The sequence below is a fragment of the Streptomyces sp. NPDC107765 genome, assembly GCF_055657085.1.
In genome coordinates, this window is the sequence record NZ_JBVKBL010000025.1 from 59,073 (window position 1) to 76,072 (window position 17,000).

Genomic DNA, 17,000 nt, shown 5'->3' on the forward strand with positions numbered 1-17,000 from the left:
TGCCGTGGAAGGATGGCGGGATACGCCGCATACGAGGACGCTTACGAGGAGATGACCTGGTGCCTGGCACGAATCTGACCCGCGAAGAGGCGCAGCAGCGGGCGCAGCTGCTGAGTGTGGACGGGTACGAGATCGAGCTCGATCTCTCCGGCGCGCAGGAGGGTGGTACGTACCGGTCCACGACCACGGTGCGGTTCGACGTCGCCCGGGCGGGCGCGGACTCGTTCATCGACCTGGTGGCGCCGGCCGTGCACAAGGTGGCGCTCAACGGCGAGCTGCTGGACCCGGCCTCGGTGTTCGAGGACTCGCGGATCGTGCTGCCGGGGCTGCGGGCCGGCCGCAACGAGCTGACCGTCGTCGCGGACTGCGCCTACACCAACACGGGCGAGGGCCTGCACCGGTTCGTCGACCCGGTGGACCAGCAGGCGTACCTGTACACGCAGTTCGAGGTGCCGGACGCCCGGCGGGTCTTCGCGTCGTTCGAGCAGCCGGATCTGAAGGCCACGTTCCAGTTCACCGTGAAGGCCCCGGAGGGCTGGACGGTGATCTCGAACTCGCCGACGCCGGAACCGGCCGGCACCATCTGGCGGTTCGAGCCGACGCCGCGGATCTCGACGTACGTCACCGCCCTGGTCGTGGGCCCGTACCACAGCGTGCACAGCACGTACGAGAAGGACGGGCGGACCGTGCCGCTGGGCATCTACTGCCGTCCGTCGCTGGCCGAGCACCTCGACGCGGAAGCGATCTTCGAGGTCACCCGGCAGGGCTTCGACTGGTTCCAGGAGAAGTTCGACTACGCGTACCCGTTCGCGAAGTACGACCAGCTCTTCGTGCCGGAGTTCAACGCCGGTGCGATGGAGAACGCGGGCGCGGTGACCATCCGCGACCAGTACGTCTTCCGCTCGAAGGTGACCGACGCGGCCTACGAGGTGCGCGCCGAGACGATTCTGCACGAGCTGGCGCACATGTGGTTCGGCGACCTGGTCACCATGGAGTGGTGGAACGACCTGTGGCTGAACGAGTCGTTCGCCACCTACACGTCGATCGCCTGCCAGGCGTACGCGCCGGGCTCGAAGTGGCCGCACTCGTGGACCACGTTCGCCAACTCCATGAAGACCTGGGCGTACCGGCAGGACCAGCTGCCGTCCACCCACCCGATCATGGCCGAGATCCGTGATCTGGACGACGTGCTGGTGAACTTCGACGGGATCACGTACGCGAAGGGCGCCTCGGTCCTGAAGCAGCTGGTCGCGTACGTCGGGATGGAGGAGTTCTTCAAGGGCGTGCAGGCCTACTTCAAGCGGCACGCCTACGGCAACACCCGGCTGAGCGATCTGCTGGGCGCGCTGGAGGAGACCTCCGGCCGGGACCTTGCGACCTGGTCGAAGAAGTGGCTGCAGACCGCGGGGATCAACATCCTGCGGCCGGAGATCGAGGTGGACGCGGACGGCGTGATCACCTCGTTCGCGGTCCGGCAGGAGGCCCCGGCGCTGCCGACCGGCGCGAAGGGCGAGCCGGTGCTCCGGCCGCACCGGATCGCGATCGGCGCGTACGAGCTGGACGGCTCCGGCAAGCTGGTCCGCACCGAGCGGATCGAGCTGGACGTGGACGGCGAACTGACCGCCGTGCCGCAGCTGGTGGGCAAGCGGCGCCCGGCCGTGGTCCTGCTCAACGACGACGACCTGTCGTACGCGAAGGTGCGGCTCGACGAGGAGTCGCTGAAGGTGGTCACCGAGCACCTCGGGGACTTCACCGAGTCGCTGCCGCGGGCGCTGTCGTGGGCGTCGGCGTGGGACATGACGCGGGACGGCGAACTGGCCACCCGTGACTACCTGTCGCTGGTCCTGTCGGGCATCGGCAAGGAGTCCGACATCGGCGTGGTCCAGTCGCTGCACCGCCAGGTGAAGCTGGCGCTGGACCTGTACGCGGCGCCGGAGTGGCGCGAGACGGGTCTGGCGGCCTGGACCGGGGCGGCGCTCGATCACCTGCGGGCGGCCGAGCCGGGCAGCGACCACCAGCTGGCGTGGGCCCGGGCGTTCGCCGCGGCGGCGCGCACGGACGAGCAGCTCGCCCTGCTGCAGGGTCTGCTGGACGGTACCGAGGAGATCCCCGGGCTGGCCGTGGACACCGAGCTGCGCTGGTCGCTGCTGCACCGGCTGGCGGCGACCGGCCGGGCGGACGAGGCGGCCATCGCGGCAGAGCTGGAGCGGGACCGGACGTCGGCGGGCGAGCGGCACGCCGCGACGGCGCGCGCGGCGCGTCCGACGGCGGAGGCGAAGGCCGAGGCCTGGGCGTCGGTCGTGGAGTCGGACAAGCTGCCCAACGCCGTGCAGGAGGCCGTCATCGGCGGCTTCGTGCAGACCGACCAGCGGGAGCTGCTGGCGCCGTACACCGTGAAGTACTTCGCCGCGGTGAAGGAGATCTGGGAGGCCCGCAGCCACGAGATGGCCCAGCAGATCGTGGTCGGTCTCTACCCGTCGCTGCACGTCTCGCAGGAGACGCTGGACGCCACGGACGCCTGGCTGGACGCGGCCGACCCGAGCCCGGCGCTGCGCCGGCTGGTCACCGAGTCCCGGGCCGGGATCGAGCGGGCGCTGAAGGCCCAGGCGGCGGACGCGGCGGCCGGCGCGGCGTGACCGGTCGACGTCACCCACTCCGGCCGGTGCGGCCGGAGTGGGTGGCGTCCTGCCGGTGGCGCCGGTGGGCGACGAGGGTGCGGCTCAGCCGTTGAGCGCGTCGAAGCGGCGGCCGAGCTCGGCGCGGCCGGCCTCGGTGAGGCTGCCGTGCACGCGCATCCGGGCGAGGCCGCCGTCGGGGAAGACGTCCAGGCGGATATGGGTGGCCGTCACCGTCTGCGGCAGCGTGAAGCGGTGCGGGGTGTCCGGCTGGAGCTTGGTCTTCGGCAGGATCTCGAACCAGGAGGACTCGTCGGCCGGGTCGCCGTCGCAGCCCGACAGGGCGGCCCAGCCCGCGGAGTTGCCCTTGAGGTAGGCGGTGTCGATCTCCACCGCGCGTATCTCGCCCTGTGCGGCGAGGCGGAAGCGCACCCAGTCGTGGGTGCCCTTGACCCGGCGGCGGCGGTTCTCCCACCCGTCGTCCATCTTGCGGGACAGGTCGGGCTGGATGATCTGGGTGGGCGAGGAGTAGAAGCGGTCCGAGGCGTCCTCGACGGTGCCGCCGTGCATCACCGAGGCCAGGTCGAGGGTGCCCAGCACGTCCAGCCACTCCGGGTCCGGTACGACCTCGCCGTGGACCCGGAGGCGGGCTATGCCGCCGTCGGGGTGCTGCTTGAGGCGGAGGTGGGTGAAGCGGCGTTCGGCAGTGACCTCGAAGCCGTTGGCGGCGTGCCCGCGGACGGGGGTGCGCGGGACGAGCTCCTCCCACTTCACGTCGGGGGCGAGCAGGTCGTCGGGGCCCGGGCTGCCGGGGAGCGAGGTGGCCTCGACGGTGACCTGCTGGGGGTAGTTGCCGCGGAAGTGGGCGGTGTCGACGATGATGCCGCGGATCACGCCGGGGGCGGCGAGGCGGATCAGCGCCCAGTCGTGCTCGTCGTCGGTCGGGAAGGGGTGGTCGCCGTCGGCACCGCGCCGGCGCCGGGTCTCCCAGCCGTCCATGATCTTGCCCTTGTGGCCGAAGTGCTCGGGGTCGAAGACCGCCGGGGTGGGCTTCAGCAGGTTCTCGCGCTCGGCGAAGAACTCGTCGTTCGCGGCGATCACGCCGGCACCGAAGCGGCGGTCGGCGAGGTCGACGAGCGAGGTGAACGCGAAGTCCCCGCCGCGGTAGTCGGCGTAGGGGTCGCCACCGGCGTACGGCTGGGCGTCGTTGGCGTGCGGATCAGTGGAGTGGGCGGCCGGGGTGGTGGTCATCGTTGCCCTTCGGGGTCGTAAGGTGCGGACCGCTCCACGGTCGCAGCGACCACCCCACAGGTCCATCGAAAGTTTTTGAGGAACATATTCAGCTCGACTGAATGGTCTGGTGGTGTCGGCCGGGACCGTGGCCACCCGCCTCCCCCGGCGCCTGGTCGAGCGCCGCCTGGCGCAGCGCGGCCAGCACCCGGGCCAGTCCCGGCGCCCCTTCGGAGCCGCGCCGGACGGCGGCGACGACATGGCGGCGCGGCCGGTCGCCGGAGAGCACCCGCAGCGCGACCCCGGAGCCGGACCCGCCCCCCTCCCGTTCCCCGGGGCCACCCCGTTCCAGGGCGCCGATACCGCCCGCCATCGCCATCCGGGGCACCAGCGCGACCCCCATCCCGGCCGCGACCATCGCCCAGATCGCGTTCCAGTCGGCCGCGGCATGCGCCCGCTCGGGCACGAACCCGGCGTTCTCGCAGGCGGTGGTGGTGATCTGGGACCAGGGCCCGCTGCTGCCGAAGATCCACGGCTCGCCCGCCAGGTCGGCGAGGCGCAGCCCGGGCTCGCCGGCCAGCGGATGCCCGGCCGGCAGCGCCACGTCCAGCGGGTCGGCGAGCAGCGCGACCCGGCTGAACTTGGGATCGCGCGGGGTGGGCGCGTGCGCCGCCAGCGAGAGCGCCAGATCGACGCTGCCCTCCGCCAGCAGCTCGTACGCGGCCTCCGCCTCCGCCTCCCGTACGACGACCGACAGTCCCGGATGCGTACGGCGCAGCTCCTGGACGGCGGGGACCACCAGCGCGGGGATGGCGGTGGAGAAGGCCCCGACCCGCACCTGGCCGGCGTCGCCCTGGAGGTAGCCGAGCAACTCCGCGTCGGCGCGCTCCAGTTGGGCGAAGACCGCCTCGGCGTGCCGCAGCACCAGCTGGGCGGCGCCGGTCAGCCGCACCCGCCGGCCGTGCGCCTCCAGGAGCGTCACCCCGAGCGCCTTGGCCAGCCCGGTCAGCTGCTGGGAGACCGCCGAGGGCGTCATGTGCAGCGCCTCGGCGGTCGCGGTGACCGTGCCCTGCTCCTGGAGGGTGCGCAGGATCCGCAGCTTCTTGATGTCCCAGTCGGCCATGCCGGCAGCGTACGCAGTCAGCGGCGGCCGCCGGCGGCGAGCGCGACGCCCGCGACGATCAGGACCATGCAGAGCAGTTGCACGGGCGTCACGGCCTCGTCCAGGACGGCGAACGACAGCAGCGCGACGCAGACCGGCTGGAGGTAGTAGACGACCCCGGCCCGCGCGGCGCCTATCAGGGCGATGGCCTTGTTCCAGGTGAAGTAGGCGACGGCGGACGAGAAGACGCCTATGTAGAGGAGCGGTCCGACCGTCTGCGCCGTGGGCGCGAAGCCGCCCTCCGCCGCGAGGCTGACGCCGTACGCGGGCAGCAGCATCGCCGCGCCGAGCGCGAACGTCATGAAGAGGAACGACACCCCGCCGATCCCCTCGGGGCGGCGGCGCAGCAGGACGCTGTAGCCGGCGAAGGTGGCCGTCGCGGCGAGCATCCACAGGTCGCCGCCGGCGAGGTGGAGACCGAGGACGGCGGCCGGCGAGCCCTTGCCGACCAGCGTCACCACGCCGGCCAGCGCGAGGGCCGTCCCGGCGGTCCGCCGCCCGCCGAGCCGTTCCCCACCGCGCGCGAACAGGGCGATCAGCACCGGCGAGGCGGCCGCGATCATGGCCATGTTGGTGGCCGAGGTGGAACGTCCCGCTTGGTAGATGAGGGTGTTGAAGAGGGTGACGCCGAGCAGCGCGGCCAGCGTGAGGAAGCCGAGGTGGCGGCGGATGACCGGCCACTCGCGGCGGACCCGCCCGGCGGCGAACGGCGCGACCGCGAGCAGCGCGACGGCCCACCGCCAGAAGGCGGTCTGGACGGGCGGCACGGTGTCGTGCAGGGCGCGGGCGATGACGAAGTTGCCGGACCAGACGACGGTCGCCGTCAGGGCGAGCGCCAGCCCGGCTCCCTGCGCGGACAGCGGCGTACGACGGTCGCGGACCCGCTCCAGGACTGCCACGGTTTCTTCTCCTCGGGGGTGGTGGAGCTCCACCGTGACAGCCCCAGAACCATCAGGTCCATCGAATACTTTCCACCATTCCTTGTAGAGAAGGTGAAAGGTCGTCCGGTCGTCCAGCCTCTTGGTCCGGCCCTCGACCGGCTCGCCTCAGCGGCGGGCCTCGCGGCGGGCGCGGATGGCCGCCTGCCGCTCGTCGAACTTGCGGGCCTGGTCGTCGAGGCCGTTCATGAAGAGCCCCAGCTCCTCCTGGGCCGCCAGACCGGCCGGTCCCAGGCCGCCGATCTCCAGCACCTTCAGGAAGCGCAGGACGGGCTGCAGCACGTCGTCGTGGTGGATCCGGAGGTTGTAGATCCCGCCGAGGGCCATCCGGGCGGCGGCCCGCTCGAAGCCGGGGATGCCGTGCCCGGGCATCCGGAAGCCGGTGACCACGTCCCGCACCGCGATCATGGTCTGGTCGGCGGCCAGCTCGAAGGCCGCCCCGAGCAGGTTGCGGTAGAAGAGCATGTGCAGGTTCTCGTCGGCCGCGATCCGGGCCAGCATCCGGTCGCAGACCGGGTCACCGGAGTGGTGGCCGGTGTTGCGGTGCGAGATCCGGGTGGCCAGCTCCTGGAAGGCGACGTAGGCCACCGAGTGCAGCATGCTGTGCGAGTTGTCGGCCTCGAACCCCTCCGACATGTGGGCCATGCGGAACCGCTCCAGCTCGTCCGGGTCGACGGCCCGGCTGGTGAGCAGGTAGTCGCGCATCACGATGCCGTGCCGGCCCTCCTCGGCGGTCCAGCGGTGCACCCAGGTGCCCCAGGCGCCGTCGCGCCCGAAGAGGGTGGCGATCTCGTGGTGGTAGCTGGGGAGGTTGTCCTCGGTGAGGAGGTTGACCACCAGGGCGGTCCGGCCGATGTCGCTGACCTTGGACTGCTCGGGCGCCCATTCCTCGCCGCCCTCCAGCACACCGGGGAAGTTCCGGCCGTCGCTCCAGGGGACGTACTGGTGGGGCATCCACTCCTTGGCGACCTTCAGGTGCCGGTTGAGCTCCTTCTCGACGACCTCTTCGAGTGCGTAGAGCAGCTTGGCGTCGCTCCACGCGGCCTGGCCGAGCTCTCCGTTGTGGGCGGGGGCAATGGTCAAGGGGGAACTCCTGGGGACGATGAGCTACGGGACCGTAGGTTGAACCTACGGCTGCGTAGGTTACGTCATCGTAGGTGTGCTCCGGTTAAGTGATCCGTTCGCGCAAATCGGCCGAAAATCGCGCGATAGCCGCCTCGCAACCCGTTTTTCACCTGCGGAAATAGCCGGGTACGACAAAGGGCGCCGCTCGGTTGTTGTCACCGAGCGGCGCCCTGGAAGGTCGCCGGGGCCCGTACGGGCCCGGAATACGGCCGGGGCTCAGCCCTGGGAGTTCGTCTTGCGGGACTTGTCGGTCAGCATGACCAGCCCGGCGATGATGAGGAAGATCACGATGGGGGCGGCGACATAAAGGCCGAGCGTCTGGGCGACGTTCAGACCGGGACCCGGGTCGTCACCATCGTCGCGGGTGAGCGCAAACGCGGGGGACGACATCAGCAGCATCAGCGCGGTGCCGGCAGTGACGGTTCCGGCGCGCAGGGCATTCTTCTTGACCTTGTTGCTCACGAACATCAACGTATCGGACGCCCCGCGGCCCCGCGCGCCCGGGGTGGGCATCGGCACGCACCGGCTCCACCGGGCCCGGCCGCGGTGCGGGGTGACCGGTGCGCGCCCGCACGGTGAACCGCTCGTCCCGCCGGCCGTCCCGGGCGGGCGGCAGGGCGGCCCGGCGGAAATCCGGCTACCGCCGGCCGTCGGCCAGTTCGCGCATCAAGGCGTGCAGCCGCGGCGAGGCGGCCAGCTCCTCCAGGGTCTGCGGCCGCCCGTCCGGACCGGCCACCGGCAGCCGCCAGTTCGGGTATTCGTCCCAGGTTCCCGGGAGGTTCTGCGGACGCCGGTCCCCCACCGCGTCCGGCAGCCAGACCCCGACCAGCTGCGCCGGGGTGCGCAGCAGGAAGCGGTGCACGGCCTTGACGACCGCCTCCTCGTCGCCGGTGCCCTCGGGCAGCAGGCCGCGGCGGGTGAGCTCCCCGAACCAGGCGGCGAGTTCGCCCTTCGCACGGGACCGTTCGCGCTCCGGGGGACCGGCGAGCAGCCCGAGCCGCTCACGCAGGGCGAGGTCGTCGCCGGTCAGCCGGGCCGCGGTGCTGGGCAGGTCGTGGGTGGTGACGGTGGCGAGGCAGTCGCCGCGCCACTCGTCGGGGGCCAGGATGCGGGCCTCGCCGCCGGCCGCCGGGTCCACACCGGCGTAGTCCCGCTCGAACCACAGCACCGAGGTGCCGAGGACGCCCCGCTCGGCGAGCGCCTCGCGCACGCCCGGTTCGACGGTGCCCAGGTCCTCGCCGATCACCGCGGCGCCGGCCCGGTGCGCCTCCAGGGCCAGCACCGAGAGCATCGCCTCCCCGTCGTAGCGCACGTAGGCGCCCTCGGTCGGCGGCCGGCCCTCGGGGACCCACCACAGCCGGAACAGTCCCATGACGTGGTCGATGCGCAGGGCCCCGGCGTGCCGCAGCAGTCCGCGCAGCAGCTCGCGGTAGGGGGCGTAGCCGGTGGCGGCCAGCGCGTCCGGGCGCCAGGGCGGCAGGCCCCAGTCCTGGCCGCGGGCGTTGAAGGCGTCCGGCGGCGCCCCGATGGACATGCCGGCGGCGAACGCGTCCTGCTGGGCCCAGGTGTCGGCGCCGGAGGGGTGCACGCCGACGGCGAGGTCGTGCACCAGCCCGACGGGCATCCCGGCCTCCTCGGCGGCCCGTTGGGCGGCGGCGAGCTGGGTGTCGGTGAACCAGGCGAGCCGGCAGTGGAAGTCGATCCGGTCCATCAGCCGCGGCCGCAGCCGGGCGGTGTCGGCGGACCGCGGGTCGCGCAGCCCGGCCGGCCAGGTCCGCCAGTCGGGCCCGTGCCGCTCGGCGAGCGCGTACCAGGTGGCGTGGTCCTCCAGCGCCCGCCCCTGCTCGGCGAGGAAGTCGCAGTACGCGGCCCGCCGGCCCGGTGAGAGCGGGACCGCGCAGAGCAGCTCCAGGGCCTCGCGCTTGAGCTCCCAGACCGCGTCCCGGTCGATCAGCGCGCCCCGTTCCAGTACGCCGTCCCGCAGCGCGTGGGCCCGGGCCGCCAGTTCGTCGGCGCGTAACCGGGCGGCGCCGGTCAGCTGGGCGTACTCCGGGATCTGCTCGATCCGCAGGTGGACCGGGTCGGGGAAGCGGCGCGAGGAGGGGCGGTAGGGCGAGGGGTCGGTGGGCGGGCCGGGGACGGCCGCGTGCAGCGGGTTGAGCTGGACGAACCCGCTGCCCAGGGCGCGCCCGGACCAGGCGGCGAGATCGGCGAGGTCGCCGAGGTCGCCCATGCCCCAGGAGTGCCGGGACAGCAGGGAGTAGAGCTGCACCAGGAAACCGTGACTACGGGCGGGGGGTGCGGGCACCCGATCAGGAGCGACGATCAGCCGGGCGCGGGCGGTACGGCCGTCGGGCGCCTCGGCGTGCAGCGTGTGCAGGCCCAGCGGCAGCCGGGCGAGCGCCGGTCCGGCGCCCTCGTCCGGCCCGTCGGGGGGCTGCCGCGGTACGGCGTGGAACTGCCCGTCCTCGGCCTCCACCCGCAGGGCGGTCCCTTCGGGGAGGCCGGTGAGGTCGGGCGGCCGGCCCGGGCGGGCGACGACGGAAGGGGGGAGCAGGGCGCGGCCCGCGGCGTCCTCGTACGCGGCGAGTGCGGCGCGTACGGCGTGCGGGGTCGAGGCGTCGACCCCCAGTGCGGCGAGCACGGCGACGACGGTGTCGTCGGCGATCTGGACGCTTCTGCCCGGTGCCGGTTCGTACGACGTGGCGACGCCGTGCAACCGGGCGAGCCGCGCGCGGCCCATGGGTCCTCAGACCTCCATGGACTCCGTCCCCAGGCCGGCGGCTGTCGGCTCGCTGGTCAGCGGCAGCTCGGCGGCGATCGGGACCTCGCTGGTCAGGGGCGCGGCGTCGGCGAGCGGCGGCTCGCTGGTGAGGGGCGGCTCGGCGAAGCTGTAGGAGCCGGAGCCGTCCAGGCCGGAATCGGGGTCGGAGACCCCGGCGAACAGATCGCGCTCCACGGTCGCACCTCCCGGTTTGGAGGACAGGGCGTCGAGGAGCAGCTGAGCGGATGCGGCCACGAGGGCCTCCCGTTCATCGGTAGTGGGACACGTGGGCCCTACCCAGTCGGCACGATCGCAGACGCAATCGCCCACGAAACGTGACTCACGTCACAGTATGCCGTACGCAGGCGATTTCCCCGCCCGCGCCGCCGCGGGGCGCGAAGAACGCGGTGCGAGCGGGCCCGGCACAGGAAGTTCTGCGGACCGGCGGACCCGGCGGATCCGTCCCGCGGCAGCCGCGGTGACCGGCGCGGAGCCGCCCCGTCCGGGACCCCGCCATCACCCGGTTGACACCCTCACCGCCACAATGGTGGGCTCACGGCCGAAGGTCTGTCCGAACGGACCTCGGCGGGGAGACCAGCGGATTGTTCAGGGGTAATACGGGGGGCCGGCGCGAGCCGGCGAGCAGCGGACGCGGACGAGGAGCAGCCGTGCGAGGCCGGGGCGTGTGGGGCGTCGGAAGAATCGGTAGGAACGGCAGGGGGAGCGGCGCGGGCACCCGGGCACGGGTGGCGGGGACCACCGCACTGGCCGCCGCGGTCATCGGGGGGCTGCTCGGCGGGGTGCCCAGCGCCCAGGCGGCACCGGCCGACCCGGCAGTCGGCAGTCCCGACCAGCCGGACCGGCCGGCCGGGGCGGGGCAGGCGCCCGCCGTCTGGCCGCGGCCGCAGTCGCTGCGCGAGCTCGGCGACGCGGTCCCGCTCGGCGACACGGCCGTCGTGGTCGCCGCCCCCGGCACCGACCCGTACGCACTGGACGTGGTGCGCGGGCTGCTGCGGGACGCCGGGGTGCGCACGGTGCACCAGGTGGCGCCCGGCGAGCGGCTGCCCGCGGCCGGGCCGGTGATCCGTATCGGCGGCGCCCCGGCCCAGGACGCCCTGCGGGCCCTGCGCGCACCGGCCCGCGGCGACCTCCCCGCCGGCGGGTACCGCCTCGCCGTGGGACAGGTCGACGGCCGCGACACGGTGGCGCTGGACGGCGTCGCCCCGGACGGCCTCTTCCACGCCGCGCAGACCCTCCGGCAGCTGGTCACGGACGGCCCGGACGGCCACCGGCAGCTGGCGTCCGTGGTCGTGCGGGACTGGCCCGGCACGGCAGTGCGCGGCACCACCGAGGGCTTCTACGGACAGCCGTGGAGCCAGGCGCAGCGCCTGGCCCAGCTGGACTTCATGGGCCGCACCAAGCAGAACCGCTATCTGTACGCGCCCGGCGACGACCCGTACCGCCAGGCGCGCTGGCGCGACCCGTACCCGGCGGAGGAGCGCGCCGCGTTCCGGACGCTGGCAGAGCGGGCCCGCGCCAACCACGTCACGCTCGGCTGGGCCCTCGCCCCCGGCCAGGCACTGTGCTTCTCCTCACCGGAGGACCTGCGGGCGCTGCGCCGCAAGGTGGACGCGATGTGGGCGCTGGGCGTGCGCTCCTTCCAGCTCCAGTTCCAGGACGTCGCCTACGACGAATGGCACTGCGGCGCCGACGAGGACGCCTTCGGCACCGGGCCGGGGGCCGCCGCCCGGGCCCAGGCCAAGATCGCGAACGCGCTCGCCGACCACCTCCACGAACGGCACCCGGACGCCGCGCCGCTGTCGCTGATGCCGACGGAGTACTACCAGAACGGGTCGACGGCGTACCGCGACGCGCTCGCCGAGGCGCTCGGCGGCCGGGTCGAGGTGGCCTGGACCGGCGTCGGCGTGGTCCCGCGGACCATCACCGGCGGCGAGCTGGTAACGGCCCGCCAGGCGTTCGGCCACCCCCTGGTGACCATGGACAACTACCCGGTCAACGACTACGCCCAGGACCGGATCTTCCTCGGCCCGTACCGGGGCCGCGAACCGGCCGTGGCCACCGGGTCGGCGGCGCTGCTCGCCAACGCGATGGAGCAGCCGCTGGCGTCCCGCATCCCGCTGTTCACCGCCGCCGACTACGCCTGGAACCCGCGCGCCTACCGGCCGGCGGAATCCTGGGACGCGGCCATCGACGACCTGGCGGGCGGCGCCCCGCGGGGCCGGGCGGCGCTGCGCGCGCTGGCCGGGAACGCCGCGTCCTCGCTGCTGAACACGAGCGAGTCCGGCTATCTGCGGCCGCTGATCGACCGCTTCTGGGAGACCCGCGAGGCCGCGGTCGACACCGGCCGGCCGGGCGCGGACGCGGACTACGCCAAGGCCGCCAAGGCGCTGCGGGCCGCCTTCCACACCATGAGCACCGCGCCCGACGACCTCCGTTCCGACCTGGCCGCCGAAGTCCGTCCGTGGGCCGCGCAGTTGGCCCGCTACGGCCGGGCCGGCGAGCAGGCCGTGGACACGCTCCTGGCACAGGCCCGGGACGACGGGGACGCCGCCTGGTCGGCACAGCGGGAGGTGCAGCGGCTGCGCGAGGAGATCGCGCACAGCCCGGCGACCGTCGGCAAGGGGGTGCTCGCCCCGTTCCTGGACCGGGCGATGACCGAGGCCGACGCCTGGACCGGCGCCCGGCGCGACACCCCGCGCCCCCACGAGGGCGCCGACCCGACCGCGCTGACCGTGCCGTTCGGCCGGGTCCGCCCGCTGGCCGCGGTCACCGCGCTGACCGACCCCGGCCCGTCCGCGGGCGCCGTCTCCCTGGAGGCGCACGTCCCCGGCGAGGGCTGGCGCCGCCTCGGCCGGCTCTCCGCGACCGGCTGGACGGAGTCCGCCACGCCCCGGCTGCGGGCCGACGGAGTCAGGCTGACTTGGGCGAACGGCGCCGAGCCACCGTCCGTACACGCCCTGACCCCGTGGTTCGCCGACACTCCGGCGGCCGGTCTGGAACTCTCCCGCACGGAGACGGACGCGCAGACCGGCGGCAGTGCCCGGGTGGACGCCCGGATCTTCTCCCGGCGCCCCGAGGACGTCCGCGGCAAGCTGACGGTCAAGGCCCCCAAGGGCTTCACCGTGCACGCGCCCGAGGAGGTCACCGCGCCGCGCGGCGGCACCGCGACGGTCCCGCTCACCGTCGACGTCCCCGAGGGCACGCCCTCCGGCACGTACCGCATCACGGTGGAGTTCGACGGCGCCGAGCAGACCCTGACCGTACGGGCCTATCCGCGCACCGGCGGCAAGGACCTGGCGCGCGGCACGGTCGCCACGTCCTCCGGCGACGAGACCCCCGACTTCCCGGCGTCCGCGGCCACCGACGGCAATCCCGGGACCCGCTGGTCCTCCCCCGCCGAGGACGGTGCCTGGCTGCAGTTCGCGCTGGCCCACCCGACCCGCCTGGGCCGGCTCGTCCTCCACTGGCAGGACGCCTACGCCGCCCGCTACCGCATCCAGGTCTCACCGGACGGCCGCAGCTGGCGTACGGCCGCGACCGTGCGGGACGGCAAGGGCGGCCGGGAGTCGATCAGGATGGACGCGAAGGACGCCCGCTTCGTCCGCATCCAGGGCGACAAGCGGGCGACCAGGTTCGGGTACTCGCTGTGGTCGGTGGAGGCTTACGCGGTCGAGGACCGCGGGTAGCTGCTCGTCCTGGCCGGGCGGGTGGGCGGAGCGATGTTCCGCCCACCCGCCCGGCCAAGACAAAGGCCCGGCCTATGCCGACACGGCATCGATCCGGGCCAAGGCGTCGTCCGCGCCGTACGGCTGCAAATACGGCAGCCAGCGCGGATCACGATGCCCCGTGCCGATGATCCGCCACGCCAGTCCTGACGGCGGGGCGGGCTGATGGCGCAGCCGCCAGCCGATCTCGGCGACGTGGCGGTCCGCCTTGACGTGGTTGCAGCGCCGGCAGGCGGCGACGACATTCTCCCAGGTGTGCTGACCTCCGCGGCTGCGCGGGATGACGTGGTCGACGCTGGTTGCGACGCCACCGCAGTACATACAGCGACCGCCGTCACGCGCGAAGAGCGCCCGGCGGGTCAGTGGCACGGGGCCACGAAAGGGCACCCGCACGAACCGCTTCAGGCGGACCACACTGGGGGCCGGAACAACACGGGTCGCGCTGTGCATCAGGGCGCCGGACTCCTCGAGGCTGACAGCCTTCTCATTGAGGACGAGGATGAGCGCGCGGCGGAGCGGTACGACGCCGAGCGGCTCGTACGACGCGTTGAGGACCAGGACATGCGGCACGGGTGCCTCCTTGTACGCCGGCGGCGCGTGGCTCGCGCCGGGACGATCTCTCCACAGTGTCCCCCGGTGCCTGGTCGGAGCGCCACCATGACCGGGTAACGGGCCCGAGGTGTTTTCCACCACACCCCCGCCGGTCCCGTCGGATACGGCTCATTACGGCCTTCCGCGGATGTGACCGGTCGAACACGGGCGCGGGCCACCCAGGTTGCCCCGTTAGTGTGGTTGGTCAGCCCGGTCGCCGGCACCCACACCGGCCCGGGTCTGCTGTCCCACACGGAAGGTTCGACTGTGTTCTGGTCCGCTTCGACGGTTGCCGCCGCGCACCTGCGCGCCGCCCCCGCCGGCTCCACCGGCTCGTCCTCGCTCGACGACGCCACGGAGAAGGCCACCAACGCCGCCGGCTGGGTGCAGGAGAACTGGGGGACGTGGCTCACGTCCGGCCTGCAGATCCTGCTCATCCTCGTGATCGCGGTCGTGCTGCGGCATGTGATACGCCGCACGATCACCAAGCTCATCGAGCGGATGAACCGCACCGCGGCCGCCGCCGTGGGCACCGCGCTGGGCGGGCTGCTGGTCAACGCCGAGCGCCGCCGGCAGCGGTCCGAGGCGATCGGCTCGGTCCTGCGCAGCGTCGCCTCCTTCGTGATCATGGGCACGGCCGCGCTGACGGTCCTGTCGGTCCTGAAGATCAACCTGGCGCCGCTGCTCGCGAGCGCGGGCGTGGCGGGCGTCGCGATCGGTTTTGGTGCCCGCAACCTCGTCACGGACTTCCTCTCCGGCGTCTTCATGATCCTGGAGGACCAGTACGGCGTCGGCGACGAGATCGACGCGGGGGTGGCCACCGGTACGGTCATCGAGGTCGGCCTGCGGGTCACCAAGCTGCGCGGCCCGAACGGCGCGATCTGGTACATCCGCAACGGCGAGGTGAAGCGGATCGGCAACCTCAGCCAGGGCTGGTCCACGGCCGCCGTGGACGTCGTGCTCGCCGCCGACCAGGACCTCCAGCGGGCCCGCGACACGATCACTGCGGCCGGTACGGAGATGTCGAAGTCCGAGCCGTGGAACGAGCAGCTGTGGGAGCCGGTGGAGGTCCTCGGCCTCAGCGAGGTGCACCTCGACACGGTCACCCTCTCGGTCGCCGCCAAGACCATGCCGGGCAAGGCCGCGGGCGTGGAGCGGGAACTGCGCTGGCGCATCAAGCGGGCCCTGGACGAGGCCGGCGTCCACCTCGCCCCGCGCCCGGTCCCCGACGAGGAGGAAGAGCTCCCCGCCGCCGACCCCGCCGCCGCCATCGCCGCGCCCTCGGCGCTGAGCAACCCCACGTCGCCCCAGGCCCAGGCCGTGGAGCCGCTGGCGGCGGCGCCGAAGTCGGTGAAGTAGGCCGCCTCGCGCAGTACCGGGAAGGGAGGGGCGTGCCGCCGTTGCGCGGTGCGCCCCTCCCTTCTGTGTACGCCGGCTTCCTTTCCGCGCACGCCGTCCGCTGCGCGCGCCCTCCGCGTAACGACCTCTGCGCCGGCGGCGTTCGGCCAACTCACCCCGCCGCACCCATTGACGCCGCCCGGCGTGCCGCCTACCTTCCTGTTCATCGATTGGAAGGTTTCCTAACAGACGTGGTGGCCGGGCCGGCCACCGGTGAACGGGGTGAGGGTCTTGGCCGGTGGGCAGCAGACGCAGGGAACGCCCGGAACGCCACGGGTGTTGCGCGCCATGAACGACCGGGCGGCGCTCGACCTGCTGGTGTCGCAGGGCCCGCTGACCCGTACGCAGATCGGCGAGCTGACCGGGCTGTCGAAGCCCACCGCCTCACAGCTGCTGGCCCGGCTGGAGGCGGCCGGACTGGTGCGCACGACCGGCAATGTGACCGGCCGGCCAGGGCCCAGCGCCCAGCTGTACGAGGTCGATCCGGCGGCCGCGCAGGTGGCCGCGCTGGCCGTGGACCAGCTGGGGATCACCGCCGCGGTCGCCGACATCACCGGGCAGGTGCTCGGCGAGGAGCGGGTCGGCACCGACGCCGTCGGCGCGGACGTACCCCACCGCACGGCACTGCTCGTCGCCAAGGCCGTCGACGGGGCGCTGGCCAAGGCCGGACTGGGCCGCGAGCAGCTGCACGGGACGGTGATCGGCACGCCCGGCGCCCTGGACCCGCAGACCGGCCGGCTGCGCTACGCCCCGCACCTGCCGGACTGGCACTCGCGGGCGCTGAAGGAAGAGCTCGCCGAGGTGCTGGGCACGCCGATCACCATCGAGAACGATGTGAACCTGGCCGCGGTCGCCGAGCAACACGACGGCGTGGCCCAGGACTTCGACGACTTCGTGCTGGTGTGGGCCGACGAGGGCGTGGGCGCCGCCATCGTGCTCGGCGGCCGGCTGCTGCGGGGGGCCACCGGAGGCGCGGGTGAGATCGGCTACATGCCGCTGCCGGGCGCGCCGCTGTCCCGGGGCGGCGACCGCAGCGCCGCACGACCGGACGCCGGCGGCGGCTTCCAGCGGCTGGTCGGCTCCCCGAGCGTCATCGAGCTGGCCCGTGCGTACGGGGCACCCGACGTCCGCACCGTCGACGAGGCGCTGGCCCGGGACGACGTACGGCAGGAGGTCGCGCGGCGGCTGGCCACCGGCCTGGCGGCCGTGGTGGCGGTGGTCGACCCGCGGCTGGTGGTGCTCTCCGGGGCGGTCCCGCAGGCCGGCGGGGAGGCGCTGCGCGCCCTGGTCGAGGAGGAATTCACCGGACTCGCGCTGCCCCGCCCGGAATTGCGGCTCAGCGACATCGACGGCAATCCGATTCTCATCGGCGCGCTGCGCACGGCCCTCGCGGAAGCCCGCGATGCGGTGTTCGACACGACGGGCTGACCC

At 73.5% G+C, this 17,000-nt stretch carries 12 protein-coding genes; 4 read left to right on the forward strand and 8 right to left on the reverse strand.

Annotation, left to right across the window (positions count from 1 at the left end; translation table 11 throughout):
- The first annotated feature begins 59 nt into the window (after positions 1-59).
- Complete coding sequence (gene pepN, locus ACZ7MX_RS37845) at positions 60-2,636, forward strand: aminopeptidase N (RefSeq protein WP_472138992.1); 2,577 nt, start codon at positions 60-62, stop codon at positions 2,634-2,636.
- 84 nt (positions 2,637-2,720) lie between these two features.
- Here the strand turns inward: pepN and alc are convergent, their stop codons facing one another.
- The 7 genes from alc to ACZ7MX_RS37880 form a co-directional block, all read right to left on the reverse strand.
- A complete protein-coding gene (alc, locus tag ACZ7MX_RS37850; RefSeq protein WP_472138994.1) occupies positions 2,721-3,866 on the reverse strand; it encodes an allantoicase in 1,146 nt (381 codons plus the stop codon).
- A gap of 88 nt (positions 3,867-3,954) precedes the next feature.
- Positions 3,955-4,968 (reverse strand): LysR family transcriptional regulator, encoded by a 1,014-nt coding sequence (locus ACZ7MX_RS37855; protein WP_472138996.1) that lies wholly within the window; start codon positions 4,966-4,968, stop codon positions 3,955-3,957.
- A gap of 17 nt (positions 4,969-4,985) precedes the next feature.
- Complete coding sequence (locus ACZ7MX_RS37860; RefSeq protein WP_472138998.1) at positions 4,986-5,906, reverse strand: DMT family transporter; 921 nt, start codon at positions 5,904-5,906, stop codon at positions 4,986-4,988.
- A gap of 147 nt (positions 5,907-6,053) precedes the next feature.
- Positions 6,054-7,028 carry an acyl-ACP desaturase gene (locus ACZ7MX_RS37865; RefSeq protein WP_472139000.1) on the reverse strand — a complete coding sequence of 325 codons (975 nt, stop codon included), beginning with the start codon at positions 7,026-7,028 and terminating at the stop codon, positions 6,054-6,056.
- Positions 7,029-7,286: 258 nt separating this feature from the next.
- On the reverse strand, positions 7,287-7,532 hold the full coding sequence (locus ACZ7MX_RS37870; protein WP_310727592.1) for a hypothetical protein: 246 nt from the start codon (positions 7,530-7,532) through the stop codon (positions 7,287-7,289).
- A gap of 175 nt (positions 7,533-7,707) precedes the next feature.
- Positions 7,708-9,813, reverse strand: coding sequence for a 4-alpha-glucanotransferase (gene malQ, locus ACZ7MX_RS37875; RefSeq protein WP_472139002.1), 2,106 nt, complete (start codon positions 9,811-9,813; stop codon positions 7,708-7,710).
- A 6-nt stretch (positions 9,814-9,819) separates the two neighbouring features.
- Positions 9,820-10,089, reverse strand: a complete 270-nt coding sequence (locus ACZ7MX_RS37880) for a hypothetical protein (RefSeq protein WP_030415544.1) — start codon at positions 10,087-10,089, stop codon at positions 9,820-9,822.
- 491 nt (positions 10,090-10,580) lie between these two features.
- Between ACZ7MX_RS37880 and ACZ7MX_RS37885 the strand changes: the two genes are divergently transcribed.
- Positions 10,581-13,541: a beta-N-acetylglucosaminidase domain-containing protein gene (locus ACZ7MX_RS37885; protein ID WP_472139004.1), complete on the forward strand. Its 2,961-nt coding sequence runs from the start codon at positions 10,581-10,583 to the stop codon at positions 13,539-13,541.
- Between the two features lie 72 nt (positions 13,542-13,613).
- Here ACZ7MX_RS37885 and ACZ7MX_RS37890 read toward each other — a convergent pair whose 3' ends face one another.
- The gene (locus ACZ7MX_RS37890) at positions 13,614-14,150 is read right to left on the reverse strand and encodes an HNH endonuclease (protein ID WP_018538909.1); all 537 of its coding nucleotides are present in this window, start codon (positions 14,148-14,150) and stop codon (positions 13,614-13,616) included.
- A gap of 288 nt (positions 14,151-14,438) precedes the next feature.
- Between ACZ7MX_RS37890 and ACZ7MX_RS37895 the strand changes: the two genes are divergently transcribed.
- A complete protein-coding gene (locus tag ACZ7MX_RS37895) occupies positions 14,439-15,530 on the forward strand; it encodes a mechanosensitive ion channel family protein (protein WP_472139006.1) in 1,092 nt (363 codons plus the stop codon).
- Positions 15,531-15,857: 327 nt separating this feature from the next.
- Positions 15,858-16,997: an ROK family transcriptional regulator gene (locus ACZ7MX_RS37900; RefSeq protein WP_472139008.1), complete on the forward strand. Its 1,140-nt coding sequence runs from the start codon at positions 15,858-15,860 to the stop codon at positions 16,995-16,997.
- Positions 16,998-17,000: the final 3 nt, after the last annotated feature.

Coding starts and splice junctions, on each gene's coding strand:
- ACZ7MX_RS37900 (WP_472139008.1), top strand. CDS start 15,858: ATGAACGACCGGGCGGCGCTCGACCTGCTGGTGTCGCAGGGCCCGCTG.
- malQ (WP_472139002.1), bottom strand. CDS start 9,813: ATGGGCCGCGCGCGGCTCGCCCGGTTGCACGGCGTCGCCACGTCGTAC.
- alc (WP_472138994.1), bottom strand. CDS start 3,866: ATGACCACCACCCCGGCCGCCCACTCCACTGATCCGCACGCCAACGAC.
- ACZ7MX_RS37855 (WP_472138996.1), bottom strand. CDS start 4,968: ATGGCCGACTGGGACATCAAGAAGCTGCGGATCCTGCGCACCCTCCAG.